General features: G+C 64.7%; 20 protein-coding genes. 7 read left to right on the top strand and 13 right to left on the bottom strand.

Annotated features, from left to right (window positions below; genetic code table 11):
* Window positions 1-19: 19 nt before the first annotated feature.
* Genes ACE103_RS15605 through ACE103_RS15590 form a run of 4 tightly spaced genes read right to left on the bottom strand, consistent with a single transcriptional unit; the run spans window position 20 to window position 5,196 of the window.
* Window positions 20-1,213, bottom strand: a complete 1,194-nt coding sequence (locus ACE103_RS15605) for a CaiB/BaiF CoA transferase family protein (RefSeq protein WP_375780139.1) — start codon at window positions 1,211-1,213, stop codon at window positions 20-22.
* A 10-nt stretch (window positions 1,214-1,223) separates the two neighbouring features.
* Window positions 1,224-3,449 (bottom strand): acyl-CoA dehydrogenase family protein, encoded by a 2,226-nt coding sequence (locus ACE103_RS15600; protein ID WP_375780138.1) that lies wholly within the window; start codon window positions 3,447-3,449, stop codon window positions 1,224-1,226.
* A gap of 14 nt (window positions 3,450-3,463) precedes the next feature.
* Complete coding sequence (locus tag ACE103_RS15595) at window positions 3,464-4,273, bottom strand: enoyl-CoA hydratase/isomerase family protein (protein ID WP_223968647.1); 810 nt, start codon at window positions 4,271-4,273, stop codon at window positions 3,464-3,466.
* A gap of 56 nt (window positions 4,274-4,329) precedes the next feature.
* Window positions 4,330-5,196 carry a FadR/GntR family transcriptional regulator gene (locus tag ACE103_RS15590; RefSeq protein WP_375780137.1) on the bottom strand — a complete coding sequence of 289 codons (867 nt, stop codon included), beginning with the start codon at window positions 5,194-5,196 and terminating at the stop codon, window positions 4,330-4,332.
* Between the two features lie 80 nt (window positions 5,197-5,276).
* Between ACE103_RS15590 and ACE103_RS15585 the strand changes: the two genes are divergently transcribed.
* Together ACE103_RS15585 and ACE103_RS15580 are read left to right on the top strand one after the other, a co-directional pair.
* Window positions 5,277-6,416 carry an acyl-CoA dehydrogenase family protein gene (locus tag ACE103_RS15585; RefSeq protein WP_375780136.1) on the top strand — a complete coding sequence of 380 codons (1,140 nt, stop codon included), beginning with the start codon at window positions 5,277-5,279 and terminating at the stop codon, window positions 6,414-6,416.
* 43 nt (window positions 6,417-6,459) lie between these two features.
* Window positions 6,460-7,662: an ABC transporter substrate-binding protein gene (locus ACE103_RS15580; protein ID WP_375781115.1), complete on the top strand. Its 1,203-nt coding sequence runs from the start codon at window positions 6,460-6,462 to the stop codon at window positions 7,660-7,662.
* Window positions 7,663-7,709: 47 nt separating this feature from the next.
* Here the strand turns inward: ACE103_RS15580 and hutU are convergent, their stop codons facing one another.
* Genes hutU through hutI form a run of 3 tightly spaced genes read right to left on the bottom strand, consistent with a single transcriptional unit; the run spans window position 7,710 to window position 12,160 of the window.
* Window positions 7,710-9,380 carry a urocanate hydratase gene (hutU, locus tag ACE103_RS15575; RefSeq protein ID WP_223968641.1) on the bottom strand — a complete coding sequence of 557 codons (1,671 nt, stop codon included), beginning with the start codon at window positions 9,378-9,380 and terminating at the stop codon, window positions 7,710-7,712.
* 18 nt (window positions 9,381-9,398) lie between these two features.
* Window positions 9,399-10,961 carry a histidine ammonia-lyase gene (hutH, locus tag ACE103_RS15570; RefSeq protein WP_375780135.1) on the bottom strand — a complete coding sequence of 521 codons (1,563 nt, stop codon included), beginning with the start codon at window positions 10,959-10,961 and terminating at the stop codon, window positions 9,399-9,401.
* Window positions 10,919-12,160 carry an imidazolonepropionase gene (gene hutI / locus ACE103_RS15565; protein WP_375780134.1) on the bottom strand — a complete coding sequence of 414 codons (1,242 nt, stop codon included), beginning with the start codon at window positions 12,158-12,160 and terminating at the stop codon, window positions 10,919-10,921. Before hutI ends, hutH begins: the two co-directional genes overlap by 43 nt.
* 85 nt (window positions 12,161-12,245) lie before the next feature.
* Here hutI and ACE103_RS15560 point away from each other — a divergent pair, with 85 nt between their 5' ends.
* From ACE103_RS15560 to ACE103_RS15540, 5 genes are all read left to right on the top strand, one after another.
* Window positions 12,246-13,604 (top strand): formimidoylglutamate deiminase, encoded by a 1,359-nt coding sequence (locus ACE103_RS15560; RefSeq protein ID WP_375780133.1) that lies wholly within the window; start codon window positions 12,246-12,248, stop codon window positions 13,602-13,604.
* On the top strand, window positions 13,601-14,344 hold the full coding sequence (gene hutC, locus ACE103_RS15555; RefSeq protein WP_375780132.1) for a histidine utilization repressor: 744 nt from the start codon (window positions 13,601-13,603) through the stop codon (window positions 14,342-14,344). The genes ACE103_RS15560 and hutC overlap by 4 nt, the downstream gene beginning before the upstream one ends.
* Window positions 14,345-14,476: 132 nt before the next feature.
* Entirely contained in the window at window positions 14,477-15,421 is a 945-nt protein-coding gene (locus ACE103_RS15550) for an ABC transporter substrate-binding protein (protein ID WP_375780131.1), read from the top strand.
* A 78-nt stretch (window positions 15,422-15,499) separates the two neighbouring features.
* Window positions 15,500-16,273: an ABC transporter permease gene (locus tag ACE103_RS15545; RefSeq protein ID WP_375780130.1), complete on the top strand. Its 774-nt coding sequence runs from the start codon at window positions 15,500-15,502 to the stop codon at window positions 16,271-16,273.
* The gene (locus ACE103_RS15540) at window positions 16,270-17,055 is read left to right on the top strand and encodes an ABC transporter ATP-binding protein (RefSeq protein WP_375780129.1); all 786 of its coding nucleotides are present in this window, start codon (window positions 16,270-16,272) and stop codon (window positions 17,053-17,055) included. The genes ACE103_RS15545 and ACE103_RS15540 overlap by 4 nt, the downstream gene beginning before the upstream one ends.
* 182 nt (window positions 17,056-17,237) lie before the next feature.
* Here the strand turns inward: ACE103_RS15540 and ACE103_RS15535 are convergent, their stop codons facing one another.
* From ACE103_RS15535 to urtB, 6 genes are all read right to left on the bottom strand, one after another.
* Window positions 17,238-17,588: a zinc ribbon domain-containing protein gene (locus ACE103_RS15535; RefSeq protein WP_375780128.1), complete on the bottom strand. Its 351-nt coding sequence runs from the start codon at window positions 17,586-17,588 to the stop codon at window positions 17,238-17,240.
* Between the two features lie 101 nt (window positions 17,589-17,689).
* On the bottom strand, window positions 17,690-18,919 hold the full coding sequence (gene fmdA, locus ACE103_RS15530; protein ID WP_375780127.1) for a formamidase: 1,230 nt from the start codon (window positions 18,917-18,919) through the stop codon (window positions 17,690-17,692).
* A 25-nt stretch (window positions 18,920-18,944) separates the two neighbouring features.
* Complete coding sequence (urtE, locus tag ACE103_RS15525; protein ID WP_050400072.1) at window positions 18,945-19,634, bottom strand: urea ABC transporter ATP-binding subunit UrtE; 690 nt, start codon at window positions 19,632-19,634, stop codon at window positions 18,945-18,947.
* 11 nt (window positions 19,635-19,645) lie between these two features.
* Window positions 19,646-20,401 carry an urea ABC transporter ATP-binding protein UrtD gene (urtD, locus tag ACE103_RS15520; protein ID WP_063695194.1) on the bottom strand — a complete coding sequence of 252 codons (756 nt, stop codon included), beginning with the start codon at window positions 20,399-20,401 and terminating at the stop codon, window positions 19,646-19,648.
* Window positions 20,402-20,413: 12 nt separating this feature from the next.
* Entirely contained in the window at window positions 20,414-21,550 is a 1,137-nt protein-coding gene (gene urtC / locus ACE103_RS15515) for an urea ABC transporter permease subunit UrtC (RefSeq protein ID WP_375780126.1), read from the bottom strand.
* Between the two features lie 17 nt (window positions 21,551-21,567).
* Window positions 21,568-22,494, bottom strand: a complete 927-nt coding sequence (gene urtB, locus ACE103_RS15510) for an urea ABC transporter permease subunit UrtB (RefSeq protein ID WP_097670824.1) — start codon at window positions 22,492-22,494, stop codon at window positions 21,568-21,570.
* Between the last annotated feature and the right edge of the window lie 121 nt (window positions 22,495-22,615).

Raw genomic sequence — 22,615 nt, 5'->3', positions numbered from 1 at the left:
ATCGCCGGCGTCCGGCTGCCTAGGCCGGCGTCCTGCCAAACGTGCCCGCAGCCGCGAGCGCCGCAATTGCGTCCGGCGACAATCCGAGAATCCGCGACAGCACATCGTCCCGTTGCGCGCCGACCCCGGGAACTTGACTTCCGATTGACGTATCGGCCCCCGACATCTGCCATGGCGCGTTGACGCCGACGAACTCGCCGGCACCATCCGAGACCGTCCCGAACACGCCACGTTGACGCAGATGGGCGTCGGTCAGCGCGGCACCCGGCGTCCGGTACTCGGCGCAGGGAACGCCGGCTCGATCCAGCGCCGCGATGCATTCGGCGACGGTGTGGCGCTCGGTCCATTGCTCGATCACCTGCATCATGGCGGTCCAGTTGGCGCCTCGCGCCGGAATGGTCGCAAAGCGCGGATCGTTCGCCAGCTCGGCCTGCCCCGTGACCTCACATAGCGCCGCAAAATTGCGCGGCGTGACTGGGGCGATCAGGATATCGCCATCGCGGGTGCGGACCGGCCCATAGGTCGGACGCGGCGAGCGGATCGGGAATTGGGCTTCCTGGAGCTCATAGACCAGCAGGTTGAGCATACAGTCCATCAACGCCACATCGACGCGCTGCCCCTTGCCGGTGCGTTCGCGCTGGACCATCGCGGTCTGGATCGCGGAATAGCCGAAGATGCCGCCGAGGATGTCCGCAACAAAGATCGCTCCGGCCGCGGGACGCTCCCGGTCACCGGCATAACGCATCAGCGAGGTATCGAATCCGCTTTCGGCGTGCACGATCATCGCGTATGCCGCGCGCTCGGCAGCGGGGCCGGACTGGCCATAGCCCGAGATCGAGCAATAAATCAGACGTGGGTTGATCTCGCGGAGCGCGTCGTAGCCGAGGCCGAGCCGCTCCATCACCCCCGGACGGAAATTCTCGACAAGGATGTCCGCCTCCGCGACCATGCGATGCACGAGCTTGATGGCATCGGCGTTCTTCAGGTCCAGCGCCAGGCTGCGCTTGCCGGCATTGAGCTGGCCGAAATAGGTGCTGTGGCCTTCGCGCAGCGGCGTCCGCAGCCGCATGTCGTCGCCTTCCGGCGGCTCGATCTTGATGACCTCGGCGCCGACGTCGGCGAGCAGCCGCGCGCAATAGGGCCCCGCCACCATGATGGAAAAATCCAGCACCCGCACCCCGGCGAGCGGCGCCCTGTCGCCATCCTTCTGCATCCGATCGCTCCTATCTCGGCAGCCCGAGCGCGCGTTGCGCGATCAGGCTGCGCTGGATCTCGTTGGTCCCGATGCTGATGACCCACATCAGCGAATGCCGCAGATTTTGCTCAAAGCGGCCGTTATCGATCGCGCCCGGCATCTGCTCGGACAGCGCGGCGCGCATCCCGAGAATATCGAGCGCGGCCTCGCCGAAACGCTCCATCAGCTCTCCGGAGAACACCTTGCTGATCGCGCCATATTCCGGCGGCGTCACGCCGTCGGCGACAAGCTCGGCACAATGCATCATCAAGAGACGGCCGATCTCGATCTCGAACGCCAGGGTCGCCATCTTGTCGCGGACGATTGGGTTATCGGCCAGAGAGCGATCGCCGATGACATGCGCACGCAGCTGCTCGAAGGCGTGCGCGACCTTCAGGACGATCCCGCCACCGACCAGCCCTCGCTCGAAGGCCAGCGCGCCGGTCAGCACCTTCCAGCCGCCATTGACCTCGCCAACCAGGTTCTCGGCGGGAATCCGGACATTGTCGTAGAAGATGTTGGCAAACGTGCCGTCATACATGGTGACAGATGGACGGATGGTGATGCCCGGTGCATCCATCGGCACGATGAACATGCTGACGCCCGCGTGCGGCGGCTTGGCATCCTTGTCGGTTCGCGCGGCAAGGAACATGTATTTGCCCCACCAGGTGGTGGTCCAGATCTTCTGGCCGTTGATCACCCAGTGATCGCCGTCCTTGATCGCACTGGTGCGCAGCGCCGCGAGGTCCGAGCCCGCCTGCGGCTCGCTGTAACCCATGCCGTGCATGGCTTCGCCGCGCAGGATCTCCGGCAAGTATTTCCGCTGCTGTTCTGCCGTGCCGAACATCATCAGTGCATTGGCCTGGATCGCCGCACCGATCCGGGGCGCCTCGCCCCGCTCCATTGTCTCCATGAAGGCGATCTGCTCCAGCGGAGAGCGGGCCTGGCCGCCGAATTGCTCCGGCCATCCGAGGCCAATCCACCCGGTCTCGCCCACATCGCGCGCGAAGCTCGCATCGAACTCGCGCTTGGCGAATGGCCTCTGGTCGAACGCCTGCTTCGTGTCACCGGTCCAGTTTTGCGCGAGCCAGAGCCGGACCTGCTCGCGAAACGCATTTCCGGCGGACCCGAGGTCGTATTGCGGCAGCCCGGCGCCGTCCGCATCCAACAGCCGTGCGGCCAATCTCTGTTTCGCATCCGCGGCGCCGCCGAGCACTATGGTATCGAGGTGCACGCGCTTGAAATGGATCGGCGCCTCGTGCTCCTCGGCATAGCCGATCGCACCGAATGTATGCTGGGTCTCCAGCGAGACCTTTCGCAGCGCATTGCAGGAGAATGCCGACGCGCAATCGGCGAAGTAGCGCCAGTCGTCGTTGCTGCCATCATGCAGTCTGGCGGCATGCTCGAGGATCAGCCTGACGCCTTCGAGCGAGATCAGGCAATTCGCCAGCTTGTGCTGGATCGCCTGGAACTTGCCGATCGGTTGTCCGAACTGGTGCCGTTCCTTGGCGTAGTCCACGGCCAGCTCAAACGCACGCCGCGCCGCGCCGTAGGCACGCGCGGTCAATGCCGTCTTGCCCTTGATGCGGAGATCGTCCAGATCGACCGTCCCGACCGGAATGCGCGTGAGCGGCGCTGCGTTCAGCCTGACCTCGTACTGTCCCCACGCCCCCATCGCGCGGGTCGCGACGCATTCGACACTGACACCGCCAAGATCGATTAGCGCAAGATGGGCCTGCTCGAGCACGACCAGAAGGTGCGTGGCACCTCCCGCTGCCTCGACAAAGCGGAGCACTCCCGTTGCTGTGCTGTTCGTGGCCTCGACCGAACCAGTCCCGCGATCGGGATCCAACGCCCCGAACGAGAAGGCGACGATGGCCTTCCCGGAATGCAGCCGCTCCATGAGCTCGACCACGACGTCGACCTTCGATCCGGCAATCGCAAGATTGGCGAACGCCGCAGACCACATCGGCGCCGGGCACCCGGCGCGGCCAAGCTCCGCCATGACGACGAGAATCTCGGCGAGCCCGCCTTCGCCCTCGACACCGAGTGCGGCGACGCCCTGCCCGACCAGCTTGCGCCAGATCGCCGATACCTCGTCCGGCGAAGACGATGCCGTTACGCCGCGCGGACGCCAATGCTCGTCGAGGAAGCCGCGCAAGGAGTCGCGTAGCATCCCTGCGACATCGTCATTCGACGCTTCGGTCGTCGTCATTGCCCAGCCTCGAGCTACGCCTGGCCGAACCTGGGCTTGCGCTTCTCCTTGAACGACATCGTCGCTTCCTTGTGGTCGGCGGTCTCGAACGTCACCTGCTCCAGCGCCATCGAGGCCTCCAGCAGCATGTTCACGCGCTCCTTGACGATCTGGTTGATCGACAGCTTGGTCCAGCGAATGGCCCAGGTCGGGCCGTTCGCTAGCTCGATTGCGATCGCGCGGGCCTTGGCCAATACCTCGGCGCGCGGCGCGACATGGTTGACCAGCCCGATCCGCTCCGCCTCATTGCCCTTCAACAGGGTGCCGCGGATCAGGAATTCCTTGGCCTTGTTGATGCCGATCAGCAGCGGCCAGATCACCGTGCCGCCGTCGCCCGCCACCAGCCCGACGCGCGACACGTGGGTGTCGCCGATCCGGGCATCCTCCGCCATCACGGTGATGTCGCAGAGCAGTGCGTGGGTCGCAGCCAGGCCGATGGCGTCGCCGTTGATTGCCGCAATGATCGGCTTGTCGAGCTCGAGCTGGCGGGTCACGCCGCGCCGGCTGATCATGGGATCGTGCACCTCGCCCTCCTCGAGCACGTCGCCGCCCGGCCGCTCCGACATCGCCTTTACGTCACCACCGACGCTGAAGAAATCGCCGGCGCCGGTCAGCACCACGGCATTGACGGCATGATCGTCGGCAAGGTCGTCCCAGATCGTCCGCAGCTCGCGGATCAGCTTCTGATTGATGGCATTTCGCGCCTGCGGGCGATTCAAGGTCACGGTCGCGACCTTGTCCGCGACCTCGACCGTCAGGCATTCATACTTGGCGTAGTTGGACACGTTTGCCTCCATTGTTATTGCCGTTTGAGTGTTGATCTATTTGCCCGCGCCGCGCGTTACCGGCGCATCCCGGGCTGCACGTCGGCCAATGCGACGTGAAGCGACATGGCTCCCGGATCCTGCTCCAGCATGCGCTGCACGGATTCGAGGTGCGAGCGCAGCAGCCGGCTCGCCAGCGCCACGTCTCGCTCGCTGAGCGCCGCCAGGAACTGCCGCCGCTTCTCCGCGAGCCGCGCCATCGCAACCCCGCTGGAAGCGACCTTGGCGTAGACGAAGCGCATGTGGATCTCGGTGACCGAGTCCACGATCATCGCAATCACCTTGTTGCCGGTCGAAGCCGCGAGCAGCTTGTAGAACTCGCGCGAGCATTCGACCCGATCGAGCAGCCTGCCTTCCTTCGTCGCAAGCTCCGTCCGCTCAATATTGGCTTCCAGCGCATCGAGGTCGGCCCGGCGTGCATTTGCGCATGCCAGCTGCACCACAAGGTCGAGTACGTGGACCCGCGCCTCCGACAATTCCCGCACCGATATCGTCCCGAGGCTCAGCATGTCGCGCATGACCTCGTTCATGCGCCGGGTGTCGCCCTGCTGGATGAAGGCGCCGCCCTTGACGCCCTTCTGCAGCCGCAGCACGCCGGCCATCTCCAGGCTGCGCAGCGCCTCCCGCAGCACATTCCGGCTGACGCCGAGCTGCTGTGCGAGTTCGCGCTCGGCCGGCAGCTTGTCGCCGGGCTTCAGCACGCCGAGCGCCAGTTGCTCGCGAATGCGCTCGCAGATCTCCTCGAACGTCCGCCTGGTGTGGATCGGCTTGAATGTGGGCGTGGCCGCGACGGCGGCCGCACGAAGATCGGTGGCCCGCTCCCGCCGGTTCGGCGCGGCGGTGCGGGGGCGCTGCGGCGCGCGAGGGCTTGACTTGGTGCTCATGCGGTGAATTATTAAATGGATCACCCATTCAATGGAAGCCCCTTTTTGGCTTCCGGCAAAGAAAACAAACGGGAGCCCGTATGAGTTTTTCCGAGGAGCAGGTCGCGTTCCGCGACAATTTGCGCAGGATGGTCGCCAGGCACGTGGCGCCGATTGCCGCCGAAATCGACGAGACCGACCGCTTCCCGCTCGAGCTGGTCAAGCTGTTCGGCGAGATGGGATTGATGCAGCTCTGGGTGCCGGAGCGCTATGGCGGCCCGAACGGCAACCTCACCATGGCCTGCATCGCGCGCGAGGAGATCTCGAAGGTCTCGCCCGCCTGCGCATCGATTGCGGCGCTCAACACCATGTTCATCATGCCGCTGCTGCATTTCGGCTCGGAAGAGCAGCGCCAGAAATATTTGCCGATCATCGCCCAGGGCGGCGTGGTCACGGCGATCGCGATCTCCGAGCCACAGGCCGGCTCCGACGTTGCCGCGCTCAACACCCGCGCCCGGAAGGACGGCGACAGCTATGTCCTGAACGGCCGCAAGCAATGGTGCAGCTACGGCGTCGTCGCCGACTACATCGTGGTGATGGCGCGGACCAGTGACGGCGCCGGCGCGGACGGAATCAGCGCCTTCATCGTCGAGCCGAAGAAGATGCCGGGCATCACGTTCGGCCGCCACGAGCGCAAGATGGGCTTTCGCGGCGCGCCCAACACCCCGATCTTCTTCGACAATGTGCGGGTGCCGGCCGAAAACCTCGTCGGTGAAGAAGGCAAGGGCTTTCGCGCGTCGATGCGCGCGCTCGACCTCAACCGCCCGACCATCGGCGCGCAGTCGGTCGGCCTCGCCCAGGGTGCGCTCGATGCATGCGTCGCCTACGCCAAGGAACGCAAGCAGTTCAAGCAGCCGATCGCCGAGTTCCAAGGCGTGCAGTTCATGCTTGCCGACATGGCGATGCAGATCGAGGCGGCCCGCGCGCTGGTCTATGAATGCGCCCGCGCCGGCGATGCCGGCGACTGGAAGCGGCTCAACGTACTTGCCAGCATGGCCAAATGCGTCGGCAGCGACATGGCCATGAAGGTCACGACCGACGCGGTCCAGATCTTCGGCGGCTACGGCTACACCATGGACTACCCGGTCGAACGCATGATGCGCGACGCCAAGCTGACCCAGATATTCGAAGGCACCAACCAGATCCAGCGCGTGGTGATCGCCCGCGAGCTGCTGCGCTAGCGCAACAAGAAACGAATTACAGGGAGGAACGACCTTGAATCACATCATCGACCGGGCGTTGGCGGCCGTCGCGCTGTCAGCCCTGCTGGCGGCGCCTGCCTACGCGCAGAAGGCCTATGGACCCGGCGCCAGCGATACCGAGATTAAGCTCGGTCAGTCGACGCCGCTGAGCGGCCCCGCCTCCGCGTTCGGCGCCGGCGCCGGGCGCGCCGTGGTCGGCTATTTCGAGATGCTGAATACGAAGGGCGGCATCAACGGGCGCAAGATCAACTTCACCCAGCTCGACAACGCCTACAGCGCACCGAAGGCGGTCGAGCAATCGCGCAAGCTGATCGAGGATGTCGGCGTCTTGGCCGAGGTCGGTACGATCGGAACCGCGCCCAATGTCGCGATCCAGAAATACCTCAACGCCAAGCAGGTGCCGCAGCTCTTCATCACCGCCGGCGGACGCCGCTTCAACGATCCCAAGACGTTTCCGTGGACGATCCCGCTCTATCCGGACTTCGAAACCGAAGGCCGCGTCGTCGCCAAGTACATCCTGAAGGCAAAGCCCGACGCCAGGATCGGCGTGCTCTACCAGAACGACGACTACGGCAAGGACTATCTCAAAGGCCTTCGCGCCGGCCTCGGTCCGAAGGCCGAGCTGATCGTCGCCCAGGCCTCCTACGAACTTGCCGACCCGACGATCGACTCGCAGATCGTCCAGCTGAAGGCCGCCGGCGTCGACACGCTGATCGAGCAGTCGTCATCAAAGGCCGCCGCGCAGTCGATCCGCAAGGTCTACGAGCTCGGCTGGAAACCGCTGCACGTGATCGGCGGCTCGACGGCATCGGTTGAAACCATTCTGAAGCCCGCAGGCCTCGAGGCATCGAAGGGCCTGGTCACCACCCAATTCCTCAAGCAGCCCGGCGACCCGGCCTGGGCCAATGACGACGAGGTCAAGGCCTACAAGGATTTCCTGAAGACGTACGCGGCTTCGGCCAATCCGGACGACTATTCCGTGCTGGTTGCCTATATGAACGTGCACGCCGTGGAGCTGGCGTTGCGCAAATGCGGTGACGATCTCACCCGCGAGAACCTGATCAAGCAGGCGACGTCGCTCAGCGGCGCGCGGCTGCCGATGATGCTGCCGGGCGTCTCGATCAGCACCCGGCCCGGCGACTACACGCCGTTTCGGACCCTGCGGATCGCGACGTTTGATGGCGAGAGTTGGTCGCTGACGGGCGAGCCGCTGTCGGCCGATTGAGCCGGGTTGGCGAGAACCGTCATCAGCGGCTTCTCGCCAACGCCATCTCACGCGCGCAGGCTCGGCAGATCAAGGCCATTGGCCTGGGCGCATTCGATCGCGGTTTCATAGCCAGCGTCGGCGTGGCGCATGACCCCCGTCGCCGGATCGTTCCACAGTACGCGTTCGAGCCGGCGCGCCGCCTCCGGCGTGCCGTCCGCGACGATCACCATGCCGGCGTGCTGCGAATAGCCGATGCCGACGCCGCCACCGTGGTGCAGCGACACCCAGGTGGCGCCGCTCGCACAGTTAAGCAGCGCATTGAGCAACGGCCAGTCGGACACCGCGTCCGATCCGTCGCGCATCGCCTCGGTCTCCCGGTTCGGGCTCGCCACCGAGCCACTGTCGAGGTGATCGCGCCCGATCACGATCGGCGCCTTGAGCTCGCCGCGCGCCACCATCTCGTTGAAGGCAAGACCGAGGCGATGGCGGTCGCCGAGACCGACCCAGCAAATCCGCGCCGGCAGCCCCTGAAACTTGATGCGCGCCTTCGCCATGTCGAGCCAGTTGTGCAGATGGCCATCGTTGGGCATCAGCTCCTTGACCTTGGCGTCGGTCTTGAAGATGTCCTCGGGATCGCCGGACAACGCCGCCCAGCGGAACGGCCCGACGCCGCGGCAGAACAGCGGGCGGATATAGGCCGGAACGAAACCCGGAAAGTCGAACGCCTGCTTCAGGCCCATGTCCTTGGCCATCTGGCGGATGTTGTTGCCATAGTCGAGCGTCGGGATTCCCTGCGCGTGGAAATCCAGCATGGCCTGGACGTGATCGACCATCGAGGTCTTGGCTGCGGTCTCGACCGCCTTCGGATCGGCGGCGCGCCGCGCCTCCCATTCGGCGAGCGTCCAACCCTTGGGCAAATAGCCGTTGATCGGATCGTGCGCGCTGGTCTGGTCGGTGACGATGTCCGGCCGCACGCCGCGACGCACCAGTTCGGGAAAGATTTCGGCCGCATTGCCGAGCAGGCCGACCGACACCGGCTTGTGGGTCTTGGCCGCGTCGGCAATGATTGCGAGGGCTTCATCGAGCGTCGTCGCCTGGCGATCGAGGTATCCCGTGCGCAGCCGCATCTCGATGCGGCTCGGCTGGCACTCGACGGCGAGCATCGAGGCGCCGGCCATGGTCGCAGCGAGCGGCTGGGCGCCACCCATGCCGCCAAGGCCCGCCGTGAGGATCCATTTGCCGGCAAGGCTACCGCCGTAGTGCCGACGGCCGACCTCGACGAACGTCTCATAGGTGCCCTGCACGATCCCCTGGCTGCCGATATAGATCCACGACCCTGCCGTCATCTGGCCGAACATCATCAGGCCCTGGCGGTCGAGCTCGTTGAAATGGTCGAGCGTCGCCCAATGCGGCACCAGGTTCGAGTTCGCGATCAGGACGCGCGGTGCATCCGCATGGGTGCGGAAGATGCCGACCGGCTTGCCGGATTGCACCAACAGCGTCTGATCGCCTTCGAGCTTGCGCAAGGAGGTAGCGATCCGGTCAAAACTCTCCCAGTCGCGCGCCGCACGGCCGATGCCGCCATAGACCACGAGCTCGCTCGGACGCTCGGCGACGTCAGGGTCCAGATTGTTCATCAACATGCGCAGCGGCGCTTCGGTCAACCAGCTCTTCGCGCTGATCTCGGAGCCGCGGGGCGCGCGGATGATACGTTCGTTATCCAGTCGGCGGTTCATGACGGATGTCCCTATCGGCTACGCAAGTTTTGGAAACGGATCGGATGAAAGGGCCGCGATCGCAGCGGCGGGCAACGCGTCGGCTTCGATCAACGACGCCGCCCGCGCGAGATCATCGGCCATGTAACGGTCCGCGGCGAGCGCCGGAACATGCTCGCGCAACGCGGCAATTACCGCAGCGAGCGGTACGCTTGTCGCGTGTGGTGCGCGCAGCATGATGCCCTGCGCGGCGACCAGAAGCTCGATGCCCAAGATGGCCGCAAGATTGTCGGCCATGTCGGACAGCCGGCGCGCGGCATGCGCCGCCATCGAGACATGATCCTCCTGATTGGCGCTGGTCGGCGTGGAGTCGATCGAGCACGGCATCGCGCGCTGCTTGTTCTCGGCATAGAGCGCGGCCGCCGTCACCTCGGCAATCATGAACCCGGAATTGATGCCGGGCTCGGGGGTCAGGAACGGTGGCAGTCCGAAGTTCAGCGCGGGATCCACGAGGGTCGCGATCCGGCGCTCGCTGGTCGCGCCGATTTCGGAGAGCGCCAGCGCGATCTGGTCGGCGGCAAACGCCACCGGCTCAGCATGAAAATTGCCACCCGAGACGATCTCGCCGGTCTCGACCAGGACCAGCGGGTTATCCGTCACGGCATTGGCTTCAATGGTCAGCACGCGCGCAGCGTGAACGAGCACGGCGCCCGCGACCTGCGGCTGGCAGCGCAGGCAATACGGGTCCTGCACCCGCTCATCGCCTTCGAGATGCGATTGCCTGATGTCGCTGCCGTCGAGCAGCGCGGTCAGGGCCGCGGCCGCAGCGATCTGTCCATAATGGCCGCGCAAGGACTGGATTTCGGGACGGAACGGCACCGTGGAAGCCATCGCCGCATCGACCGACAGCGCTCCGGTCACCAGCGCGGCACGCGCCAGGCGATGCGCGCGCAGCAGGCCGGAAATCGCATAGGCAGTCGAAAACTGCGTGCCGTTGATCAGCGCGAGCCCTTCTTTGGGGCCAAGCGTCAGCGGCGCGAGCCCGGCAGCAGCAAGCGCGTCACGACCTGGCACGACCTTGCCATCAAGGAATGCCTGCCCCTCCCCGATCATGACGGCGGTCATGTGGGCGAGCGGCGCCAGATCGCCGGAGGCGCCGACCGAGCCCTGCTGTGGGACCAGCGGTGAGACGCCGCGCGCCAGCATACCCTGCAGCTGCTCGATGACGTCGCGGCGCACACCCGACGCGCCGCGGCCGAGCGAAATCACCTTCAACGCCATCATCAGGCGCACAATCGGCTCAGGCGTGGCCGGCCCAACTCCGCAGCAATGCGACAGGATGAGGTTGCGTTGAAGCAGCGCGGTCTGGTCGGGGGCGATCCGCGTCGACGCCAGTTTTCCGAAACCGGTGTTGATGCCGTACACGGGAATGTCGATCTGCGCCGCTTTCGCCACGATTGCCGCGGCCGCCTCGACGCGCGGCCAGAACGATGGATCGAGCGCGATGGGCGCACCGTCAAGCACGCGCGCCAGCACGTCGAGGCCGACCGTTCCGGGCGTTACGACAATCGGCGCAGCCGGATCGCTCGTTGGCCCCTCCACACCCGCCGGTGCAACGGATTGAAGCCGATGCGGTAGACCAGCTCGGCGGGACGCTCGATGTCCCAGATCGCCAGATCGCACCTTTTGCCGGCCTCCAGCGTACCGGTCTCGGCGAGCAAGCCGAGCGCCCGCGCCCCTTCCCGTGTCACCCCGGCGAGGCATTCGGCGACCGTCATCCGAAACAACGTTGCGCCCATGTTCATCGCAAGCAGAAGCGAGGTCAGCGGCGAGCTGCCGGGATTGCAATCGGTCGCGAGCGCCATGTTCACGCCGTGGCTGCGGAACAGCTCGACCGGCGGCTTCTGCGTTTCGCGAATGAAATAGAATGCACCGGGCAGCAGCACCGCGACGGTCCCATTCTTCGCCATCGCAACGGCGCCGGCTTCATCGGTGTGCTCCAGATGATCGGCCGAGAGTGCCGAGAATCGTGCGGCGAGCGCCGCGCCGCCGAGATTCGACAGCTGGTCCGCATGCAGCTTGACAGGTAGCCCCAACGCACGCGCCGCCGTGAACACCCGCGCCGTCTGCTCTCCGGAGAACGCGATGCCTTCCATGAAGCCGTCGACGGCATCGGCAAGGCCGGCCTTGGCTACCGCCGGCAGCATCTCGTTACAGACCAGATTAATGTAGCGGTCCTTGTCGCCATCGGCTTCGGGCGGCAAAGCGTGAGCGCCTAAAAACGATGTGCGGATCGCAACCGGCCGCAAGCGGCAGAGGCTGCGTGCCGCCGCAAGCTGCCGCATCTCGGTCTCGGCATTGAGGCCATAGCCGGACTTGATCTCGACGGTGGTCGCGCCCTCGCCGATCAACGCGTCCAGCCGCGGCAGCGCGCCGGCGATGAGCTCGGCCTCGGTCGCGCTGCGCGTTGCGGCTACGGTCGAGACGATACCGCCGCCCGCACGCGCGATCTCTTCATAGCTCGCGCCTTTCAGGCGAAGCTCGAACTCGTGCGCACGATTGCCGCCATAGACCAGATGCGTGTGGCAATCGACCAGCCCGGGCGTGATCCAGCGACCGCCGCAATCGATCCGCTCGACGGCGTCCGCATACACGGGAAAGTCCGACTGCGCGCCCGCATAGACGATGCGGCCGTCACGCGCCGCGACCAGGCCGCGCTCGATCTCACCGAGGTCGGCGCGATCATCACGCATCGTGGCGAGCCGGGCATTGTGCCAGATGCGGTCGAAACGCTCTGCCATGCGATCGTCCCCTCAAGGTGGGATGCTTGACTTATATGTCTAGACATATAATCGTGTCGGAGTTCTGTCCAGCCGGCATGGAAAAATGACACGACTGCATTTCGCATTCGCGCTGCTGCCTTCGGGCTGGGCCAATGACGTGCAGGTCGTGGTCGCCGACGGTGCGATCGCCTCGGTGACGGCAGGCGTGGCCCCCGCCGCCGGCGATGAGCGTCACCAATTGGCGGTTCCGGGATTGGCGAGCCTGCACAGCCACGCGTTCCAGCGCGGCATGGCCGGCCTTGCCGAACTGCGCGGCGACACCACCGACACGTTCTGGACCTGGCGCGAGACGATGTATCGCTTTGCGCTGACGATGACGCCGGACGACGTCACGGCCGTTGCGACCCTGCTCTATGTCGAGATGCTCGAGCGTGGCTTTACCCGCGTCGGTGAGTTTCACTATCTCCATCATGATCGCGACGGCTCGCCTTACGCCAATCCGGCTGAGATGGCCGTGCGTATTGCGGAGGCGACTGAGGCCTCCGGCATCGGGCTTACGCTGCTGCCGAGTTTCTATGCCCACAGCACTTTCGGCGGCGCAGCGCCGCACGCCGGGCAGCGTCGCTTCATCTGCTCGGTCGATCAGTTCGCCACGCTGATGGCTGCCTCGCGCGAGGCGATCCAAAAACTGCCCGGCGCCAACATCGGCATCGCCCCGCACAGCCTTCGCGCGGTGGCGCCGGATGAGCTCGCGGCAATCATTCCGCTTGCCGGGACGGATCCAATCCACATCCATACCGCCGAACAGGTGCGCGAGGTGGAGGATTGCGTGGCCTGGTCGGGGCAGCGGCCGGTCGAATGGCTGCTCGAACATGCGCCCGTCGATCGACGCTGGTGCCTGATTCACGCGACCCACATGGCGGATCGGGAAGTCGTTGCGCTCGCCGGCAGCGGCGCGGTTGCCGGCCTCTGCCCGGTGACCGAAGCCAGCCTCGGCGACGGCATCTTTTCGGCGCGCGAATTCCTCGCCGCGGGCGGCCGGTTCGGCATCGGAACGGATTCCAACGTGCTGGTCGGGGTCGCCGACGAGCTTCGCCAACTCGAATACGGCCAGCGGCTGAAGCATCGCGAGCGCAACGTGCTCTCCGGACAACCCGGTGCATCCACCGGCCGTGCCCTGTTCGACCACGCGCTCGCCGGCGGCGCGCAAGCTCTGGCACAAACCAAAGTTGGCCTCGCGCCCGGTGCCCGCGCCGACATCGTTAGCCTCGACACCGCGCACCCATCCCTGGCGGGAAGGTCGGGCGATGCCGTTCTCGACGGCTGGCTGTTTGCGACCGGAAGCGATGCAATCGACTGCGTCTGGGCCGGCGGCGACAAGCTGGTCGCGGGCGGACGGCACAGGTTGCGCGACACGGCGCGCGAGCGGTTCAATGCAAGCGTCCGGAGGCTCGTCGCATGAGCCTCGCCTCCGAACGAACCAAACCGGGTGCAAGCAGCAAGCCGACGCTCTACAAGCGGATCAGGCTCGATATCGAGACGCGGATCCTGACCGGCGAATGGCCACCGGGCCACCGCATCCCGTTCGAGCACCAACTGATGGCGCGCTATCGCTGCTCGCGCATGACGGTCAACAAGGCGTTGTCGGAACTGGCGCAGGCCGACCTGATCGAGCGGCGGCGGCGTGCCGGCTCCTTCGTACGCCGACCGCAGCATCTGTCGGCAGTGCTCAAGATTGCCGACATGCGCGCCGAGATCACCGCGCTTGGCCGCAGCTACGGCTACCAGCTGATCGATTGCCGGCGACGCACCGCGACCGCGGCCGATCGCGCCCGGCTCGGCGTGAGCACGGCCGGCAAGGTGATCGCGATCGCCTGCCGGCACAGTGCCGACAATGTGCCGTTTGCGGTCGAGGACAGGCTGATCGATCTCTCCACGGTTCCGGAAGCCGCGACGGCGGACTTTGCGCGCGAGCCGCCGGGATCATGGCTGCTGCATCATGTGCCGTGGACCGAGGCGGAACATACGATCAGTGCGGTTGTCGCGGACGATCGCACGGCGAAGGCGCTCGGCATCGCGGTCGGCGCACCCTGCCTGGTGATCGACCGCTACACATGGCGCAGCGCACGCACCGTGACCGCGGTACGGCTGCATTATCCGGGCGAAACGCACCGCCTGGTGGCTCGCTTCAAGGGAGGCTGAGGACGTCTTGCGCGGCATATTTCATGCAATGCATCATGGGCCACCATCCATCAACGTTTCTGATGCGGCAATCCGCCGCGACTGACGAAGAAATCAACAGGGTTCAATCCATCGTTCAAGGGGTCGACAATCATGCGTTCGTTCAAGCTATTGCCCGCAATCGCAGCTCTGCTCGCGTCCACCGCCGCGTTCGCGGATGACGTCAAGATCGGCGTCGGCATCTCCGGCTGGACCGGCTTCGCGCCGCTGACGCTCGCCAAGGAGGCCGGCATCTTCAAGAAGAACGGCCTCGATGTGACCTTGAAGAAGATTCCGCAGAAGGACCGGCATCTCGCCATCGCCTCGGGCGACATCCAGTGCGCGGCGACGACGGTGGAGACCTGGATTTCCTGGAACGCCAATGGCGTCGCGACCAAGCAGATCTTCCAGCTCGACAAGAGCTACGGCGCCGACGGCATGGCCGTGCGCAACGACGTCGCCGCGATCAAGGACCTCAAGGGCAAGACCGTCGCGGCGTCGGCACCGGGCACCTCGCCCTACTTCGCGCTGGCCTGGATGCTGAAAAAGAACGGCCTCACGGTGAAGGACGTCACCGTGGTGAATCTGGAGCCCGCCGCCGCGGCGCAGGCTTTCGTCTCCGGCCAGAACGACGCCGCGATGACCTACGAGCCCTATCTGTCGACGGTGCGCGCCGCCCCCGACAAGGGCAAGATCATCGCCACAACGCTCGACTATCCGATCGTGATGGATACGTTCGGCTGCACGCCGAAATTCCTGACCGACAATCCGAAGGCGGCGCAGGCGCTGGCCAATAGCTATTTCGAGGCACTCGACATGATCGCCAAGGATCAGGCCAAGGCCTACGAAATCATGGGCGCGGACGTGAAGCAGTCGGACGAGCAGTTCGGCGACTCGGCAAAGTACCTGCGCTGGCAGGACAAGGCCGCCAACCAGAAATTCTTCGCCGGCGACTTCCTCAGCTTCAACAAGGACGCCGCGGAGCTGCTGCTCGAGGTCGGCATCATCAAGGCCGCGCCGAAGGTTGAAGACATCTACGACGCAAGCTTCATCAAGTAACGCAGCCATCATTTCGGCCGGTCCCGCCTCGCGGCAGAGCGAGCGGGACCGGCGCATGAGATACGCCCGGATCAATTGATGCGTCCCCTCGAGCCCACAACATCGAAGCAACGCGTGGTCTACGGCCTCGCCTTCTTCGTGCTGTTCGTCGCCCTCTGGTCCTGGGCGACGTTCGGCGGCTATGTCTCGAAGACATTCCTCGCCAACCCGCTGACCATGGTGCAGGAAGGCTATGAGCTGCTCGCCAAGCAAGGCTTCCTGTTCGACATCGGAATGACGATCTGGCGCGTCATCGGCGGCTTTGCCCTTGCCGCCGTCATCGCGGTGCCACTCGGCGTGCTGATGGGAGCCTACAAGCCGGTCGAGGCCTTCCTCGAACCCTTCGTGTCCTTTGCGCGCTATCTGCCGGCCTCTGCCTTCATCCCGCTGTTGATCCTGTGGGCGGGCATCGGCGAATTACAAAAGCTGCTGGTGATCTTCATCGGCGCGGTGTTCCAGATCATCCTGATGGTGGCCGTGACCGTCGGCGCCACACGGCGCGATCTGGTCGAAGCCGCCTACACGCTCGGCGCCGGCGATAGCGGCGTCATCCGCCGCGTGCTACTGCCCTCCGCGGCGCCCGAGATCGCCGAGATCCTGAGGCTGGTGCTCGGCTGGGCCTGGACTTACGTCATCGTGGCCGAACTGATCGGCTCGTCGTCCGGCATCGGACACATGATCACCGACAGCCAGGCGCTGCTCAACACCGGCCAGATCATCTTCGGCATCATCGTCATCGGGCTCATCGGCCTGGTCTCCGATTTCCTGTTCAAGGCGTTCAACGCCTGGCTGTTCCCGTGGAAGCTCGCATGACCGCGCTCAGGATCGATCAGGTTTCGCGAACCTTCCCCGCTCGTGCGGGCAACGCGCCGACAAGGGCGCTCGAGCCGACCACGCTCGACGTCGGTGACAACGACTTTGTCACCATCCTCGGCCCCTCCGGCTGCGGAAAATCCACCCTGCTCCGGATCATCGCCGGGCTCGACCGGCCGACCAGCGGGCGGGTCACGCTCGATGGCCGCGAAGTCACCGGTCCCGGCGCCGATCGCGGCATGGTGTTTCAGTCCTACACCCTGTTTCCGTGGCTGACGGTGCGGGAGAACATCGCCTTCGGCTTGCGCGAGCGCGGCGTTCCGCAACAAGGGCGCCATGACATCGCCGACGCCTTCATCCGACGCGTCGGGCTATCCGGCTTCGAGAACCACTGGCCCAAACAGCTGTCGGGCGGCATGCAGCAACGCACGGCGATTGCCCGCGCGTTGGCCAATGATCCGAAGATCCTGCTGCTCGACGAGCCGTTCGGCGCACTCGACAACCAGACGCGGGCATTGATGCAGGAGATGCTGCTCGGGATCTGGGAGCGCGACCAGAAGACGGTGCTGTTCGTCACCCACGACATCGAGGAAGCGATCTTCCTCGGCAGCCGCGTCATCGTGATGAGCGCCCGTCCCGGCCGCATCAAGGCCGAGATCGCGGTCGACCTGCCGCATCCCCGCTCCTACAAGATCAAGACCACGCCCGAATTCGTCGCCCTGAAGGAGCGGCTGGTCGAGGAGATCCGCACCGAGGCCTTGAAGGTCGCCGAACAGGCCTGAGAGCCTGTTTCGAAGTGCGAGCAATGACATCGAGATTTCTTGACTAGCTCCGTCATGCCCGGCCTTGTGCCGGGCATCCACGTCTTTGCTTCAACCGGGCAAGAAAGACGTGGATGGCCGGGACAAGCCCGGCCATGACGAAGCAGCGCCAGTTTGAGGAAAACCGACGATTGGCTGCGCTGTCAGTGGCTGATCATCCAGGGACGCGCGGTCGGAAAACCCTTGGCGCCGCTCTTGGTCTTGGTCATCAGCCGCGCCGGCTTCTTCTTTCCCGTCGTGGAACAGCAGCCGCAGCCCGGGCCGTGCGCGGCCTTGTACTGATCGAGCGTCTTCGGCGCGTGCCGGCTCTGCTCGTTGGTGGCGTGCGCCTTGCGCTTGTCCGAGGGCATACAGAAGAACGCCGGGGCAGTCAGGATCACGCGCGGCGACGTCGTCTCGCATAGCGGACAGTCCTGCGGCAGGTCGCATTCCGCCATCGGCCGCATGTCGGTGAACGGGCCGCAATCGTTGCAGAGATATTCGTAGATCGGCATTTCCTTAATCCTTGCGCAGTCGTGTCTGACATCCGGCGATGGATGCGGGGCGGCCAATACGCAGCCGTCCCGCACCCTTCGCGCAGGGATCACTCAAAGGATCACTTGTCGGGCGAGATCGGCATCTGAACGTCGCCCTTGATGTGTTTGATCGGTCCTGCCGACGACGGCATGATGTCGAAGTCGAAGATCTCGGTCGGCAGCCACAGCGTGGCACAAGCGTTCGGCACGTCGACGACGCCGGAGATGTGGCCCTGGCACGGCGCGGTGCCGAGGATCGAATAGGCCTGGGCACCGGAGTAACCGAACTTCTTCAGATACTCGATCGCGTTCAAACAGGCCTGGCGATAGGCGATATGGACGTCGAGATAGTGCTGCTTGCCGGCTTCGTCGACCGAGATGCCTTCGAAGATCAGATAGTCCTTGTAGTTCGGCGTGATCGGCGACGGCTTGAACACGGGGTTCTTGATGCCGTATTTCGAGACGCCGTCCTTGATGACGTCGACCTTGATGTGCAGCCAGCCGGCCATCTCGATCGCGCCGCAGAAGGTGATCTCGCCGTCGCCCTGGCTGAAATGCAAATCGCCCATCGAGAGCCCGCCGCCCGGCACATAGACCGGGAAGTAGATCTTCGAGCCGCGCGACAGGTCCTTGATGTCGCAATTGCCGCCATGCTCACGCGGCGGCACAGTGCGGGCGCCTTCAAGGCCGATCTTGGCCTTGACGTCGCCCTTGGCCTGGCCGGCATGTGCGGTCGGCGCGAACGGCGGATTGGCGAGGCCCGGTACACGGGTCGGGTTGGTCGCGATCAGTTCGGCTTCGCGCGCATTCCAGGCCGCGAGCATCTTGGCGTCGGGCAGACAGCCGATCAGGCCGGGATGGATCAGGCCGGCGAAGTTGACGCCGGGGATGTGACGCGACGAGGTGTAGAGGCCCTTAATGTCCCAGATCGACTTCTGCGCCAGCGGGAAATGGTCGGTGAGGAAGCCGCCGCCATTCTGCTTGGAGAAGAAGCCGTTGAAGCCCCAGAGGCTCTCCTTCAAGGGACCGACGTCGAGCAGGTCGACGACCAGGAGATCGCCGGGCTCGGCGCCCTTGACACCGATCGGACCGGACAGGAAATGCACGATCGACAGATCGATGTCGCGCACGTCGTCAGCGGAATCGTTGTTCTTGATGAAGCCGCCGGTCCAGTCGACGGTCTCGATGATGAAGTCGTCGCCCGGGCTGACCCACTCGACGATCGGAACTTCCGGATGCCAGCGGTTGTGAATCTTGTCGTTTTCATAGGCCGACTTGCTGGGATCGACCTTGATCAGTGTATCTGGCATCGAGATGCTCCCCTTCGTTTACTGGTTAGACGGACAGGTACTTGGAAATCTGCGCGGCATCGACGCTAGCGCGCGGATCGTCGCGGACGATCTCGCCGTTCTCGATCACGAGCACGCGGTCGGCGATGTCGAGCGCAAAACTCAGCACCTGCTCGGAGACGACGATCGACAGCCCCCGCTCGTCTCGGATCCGCTTCAACGTGCGCGCCATGTCCTTGATGATCGACGGCTGGATGCCTTCGGTCGGCTCGTCGAGCAGCAACACTTTCGGCTTGGTCGCCAGCGCGCGGGCGATCGCGAGCTGCTGCTGTTGTCCGCCGGAGAGATTGCCACCGCGGCGGCCCTTCATCTCGAGCAGCACCGGGAACAACTCGTATATATCGCCGGGCACCTCGGAGCCGCCGGAGACCACGAGCCCGGTCTCGATGTTCTCCTTCACCGTCATGGTGGAGAAGATCATGCGGCCTTGCGGCACGTAAGCGAGCCCCTTCGCCACCCGCTCGTAGCTCTTCATCGCGCCGAGCTCGGTGCCATCCATGGTCACCTTGCCGCTCTTGGCCGGCAGGATGCCCATCAGCGACTTCATCAGCGTGGTCTTGCCCATGCCGTTGCGGCCCATGATCGCAACGATCTCGTTGGGCGCGACCGAAACGTTGAGGCCGTGCAGCACCTCGCTCTGGCCGTAGGCGACGTGAAGATCATTGATTGCCAGCATCGCGGTGTTCCTCAATGGCCCAGGTAAACTTCGATCACTTTGGGATCGTTCTTGACGTGCTCCATTGTCCCCTCGGAGAGGATCTGGCCCTGATGCAGCACCGTGACCTTGTGCGCGATGTCCTCGACGAACTTCATGTCGTGCTCGATCACCAGCACCGAGCGGTCCTTGATGATGCGGTTGAGCAGCTCGGCGGTCTTGGCGCGCTCCGAGACGCTCATGCCGGCGACCGGCTCGTCGAGCATCAGGAGGTCCGGATCCTGGATCAGCAGCATGCCGATCTCGAGCCACTGCTTCTGGCCGTGGCTGAGCTGGTCGGCATAGGTGTTGAGCCGGTCCTTCAGGAAGATCATCTCGGCGACCTCCTCGACCCGCTGCTTCACCGCGTCGTCGCGCTGGAAGGTCAGCGAGCCGAACACCGTGCGGCCGCGCGGGTAGGAAATCTCAAGGTTCTCGAACACGGTGAGATCCTCAAACACCGACGGCGTCTGGAACTTGCGGCCGACGCCGGCCTGCACGATCTCGTTCTCGCGCAATCTCGTCAGCTCTTGGCCGCGGAACTGGATCGAGCCTGACGTGGCCCGCGTCTTGCCGCAGATCAGGTCGAGCACCGTGGTCTTGCCGGCGCCGTTCGGGCCGATGATGACGCGGATCTCGTTCTCCTCGACATAGAAGGAGAGATCGTTCACCGCCTTGAAGCCGTCAAAGGACACGGTGAGTCCGGAGACCGCGAGCAGGAAATCCTTGGGCTGATGGCCGACGAGCATGATGGTCCCTCCTCACTCGGCCGGTGCGCCGTCGGCGATCAGGCCGGCCGCCGATTTCGATTTGCGTGATGCGAACAGGCGATCGATGCGCGGCTGGATATGATCCGCCCAAATGCCGGAGAGCCCGTTCGGGAAGGCGAGCACGACCGCGATGAACAGCGCGCCGAGGCCGAACAGCCAGAGCTGCGGGAAGGATTCTGAAAGGCTGGTCTTGGCGAAATTGACCAGCAGCGCGCCCCAGACAGCGCCGAAGATCGACATCCGGCCGCCGACGGCGGTGTAAATCACCATCTCGATCGACGGCACGATGCCGACGAAGGACGGCGACATGAAGCCGACCTCGAGCGTGAACATGGCGCCACCGATCGCCGCGAACACCGCCGCGGCACAGAACGCGAAGATCTTGAAATTGGCGACGCTGTAACCGGAGAAGCGCACGCGATCCTCCTGCTCCCTCATCGCCACCAGGATGCGCCCGAGTTTTGTCAGCCGGATGAATTGCGCGGCAACGATGCATCCGAACAGCAGCACAACCTCGACGAAATACAGAATGAACTTGGCGTGATCGGTGCGGATGTCCCAGCCGTGCAGCGTGCGCAAGTCGGTGATGCCATTGATGCCGCCGGTGTAGCCCTGCTGCCCCACGATCAGAATGGTGAGGATCGCCGCGATCGCTTGCGTGATGATCGCAAAGTACACGCCGCCGACCCGGCGCTTGAACATCGCAGCGCCGATGATCAGCGCGAACAACGCGGGAACCAGCAGGATCGCCAGCACCGTGACCGGAAAACTGTGGAACGGCTTCCAGAACAGCGGAAGCTGCGTGATCTGGTTCCAGTCCATGAAGTCCGGGATGCCCGGCGTCGACTGGATCTTGGTGTTCGCGACCGAGGACGCTTCGAGCTTGAGGTACATCGCCATGCAGTAGCCGCCGAGGCCGAAGAACACGCCCTGCCCCAGGCTCAGTATGCCGCCATAGCCCCAGCACAGCACGAGGCCGATGCCGACGAAGGCGTAGGTCAGGTATTTGGCGACCAGGTTGAGGCGGAAGATATCCAGCGACAGCGGCAGGATGAGAAGCAACAGCACCGCGAGCGCAAGGAAGCCGAGCAGTTCGGAGCGATTGAAAAAGCGCGAGTTGATGACCATGACCTGCCTGCTTGTTCTTATTTGCGGACCTTGAGCGCGAAGAGCCCCTGCGGACGCACCATCAGGATCGCGACGATCGTGAGCAGCGTGATCACCTTGGCCATCGATCCCGACAGGAAGAATTCCAGCGTCGATTGGGTCTGTGAGATTGAGAAGGCAGAGGCGATGGTGCCGAACAGCGAAGCGGCGCCGCCGAACACGACGACCAGGAAGGTGTCGACGATGTAGAGCTGGCCGGCGGTCGGCCCGGTCGAGCCGATCATGGTGAAGGCCGAGCCTGCGACCCCGGCGATGCCGCAGCCGAGGCCAAAGGTGTAGCGATCGACCTTCTCGGTGTTGATGCCGACGGCGCCCGCCATCACGCGGTTCTGCACCACCGCGCGCACCTGCTTGCCCCAGCTCGACCAGAACAGCACGTAGGCGACCGCGATCGTGATCAGCATGGTCAGCGCCATCACGAACATGCCGTTGATGGGGATCTGGATCGAGTCGGTCGCCTGCCAGGAGCCCATCATCCATTCCGGCAGCTCGACGCCGACTTCGCGCGCGCCGAAGATCGAGCGATAGGCCTGCTGCAGGATCAGGCTGAGACCCCAGGTCGCCAGCAGCGTATCGAGCGGACGCTTGTAGAGATGGCGTATCAGCGCCCATTCGACCAGCATGCCGAGCGCGCCGGAGGCGATGAACGCCAGGATCATGGCGATGAAGAAGTAACCGGGGAACAGCCAGGGCGCGACGTGCTGCACGGCGTTCGACGTCATCCAGGTGACGTAGGCGCCCAGGATCATGAACTCGCCGTGCGCCATGTTGATGACGCCCATCTGGCCGAAGATGATGGCAAGCCCCAGCGCCATCAGCACATAGACGGAGAACAGGATGAGCCCGGCAAATCCCTGCATCGCAAGGATGGCGCCGAGATCGCTGATCGAATAGTCGCCGAACATCTGGTCCTCCGTCATTCCAAAGGGCACGCGCCGCCGGTCAAGCGACGCTCGTTCCGTGGCGTGGACGATGACGTCCACGCCGCGACGCGTTGAAGTGAGGTTGCGTTTTAAGCGCCAGAAC

The sequence above is a fragment of the Bradyrhizobium sp. ma5 genome, assembly GCF_042258955.1.
GTDB lineage: Bacteria > Pseudomonadota > Alphaproteobacteria > Rhizobiales > Xanthobacteraceae > Bradyrhizobium.
This window is presented reverse-complemented; position numbering and strand designations above follow the sequence as displayed.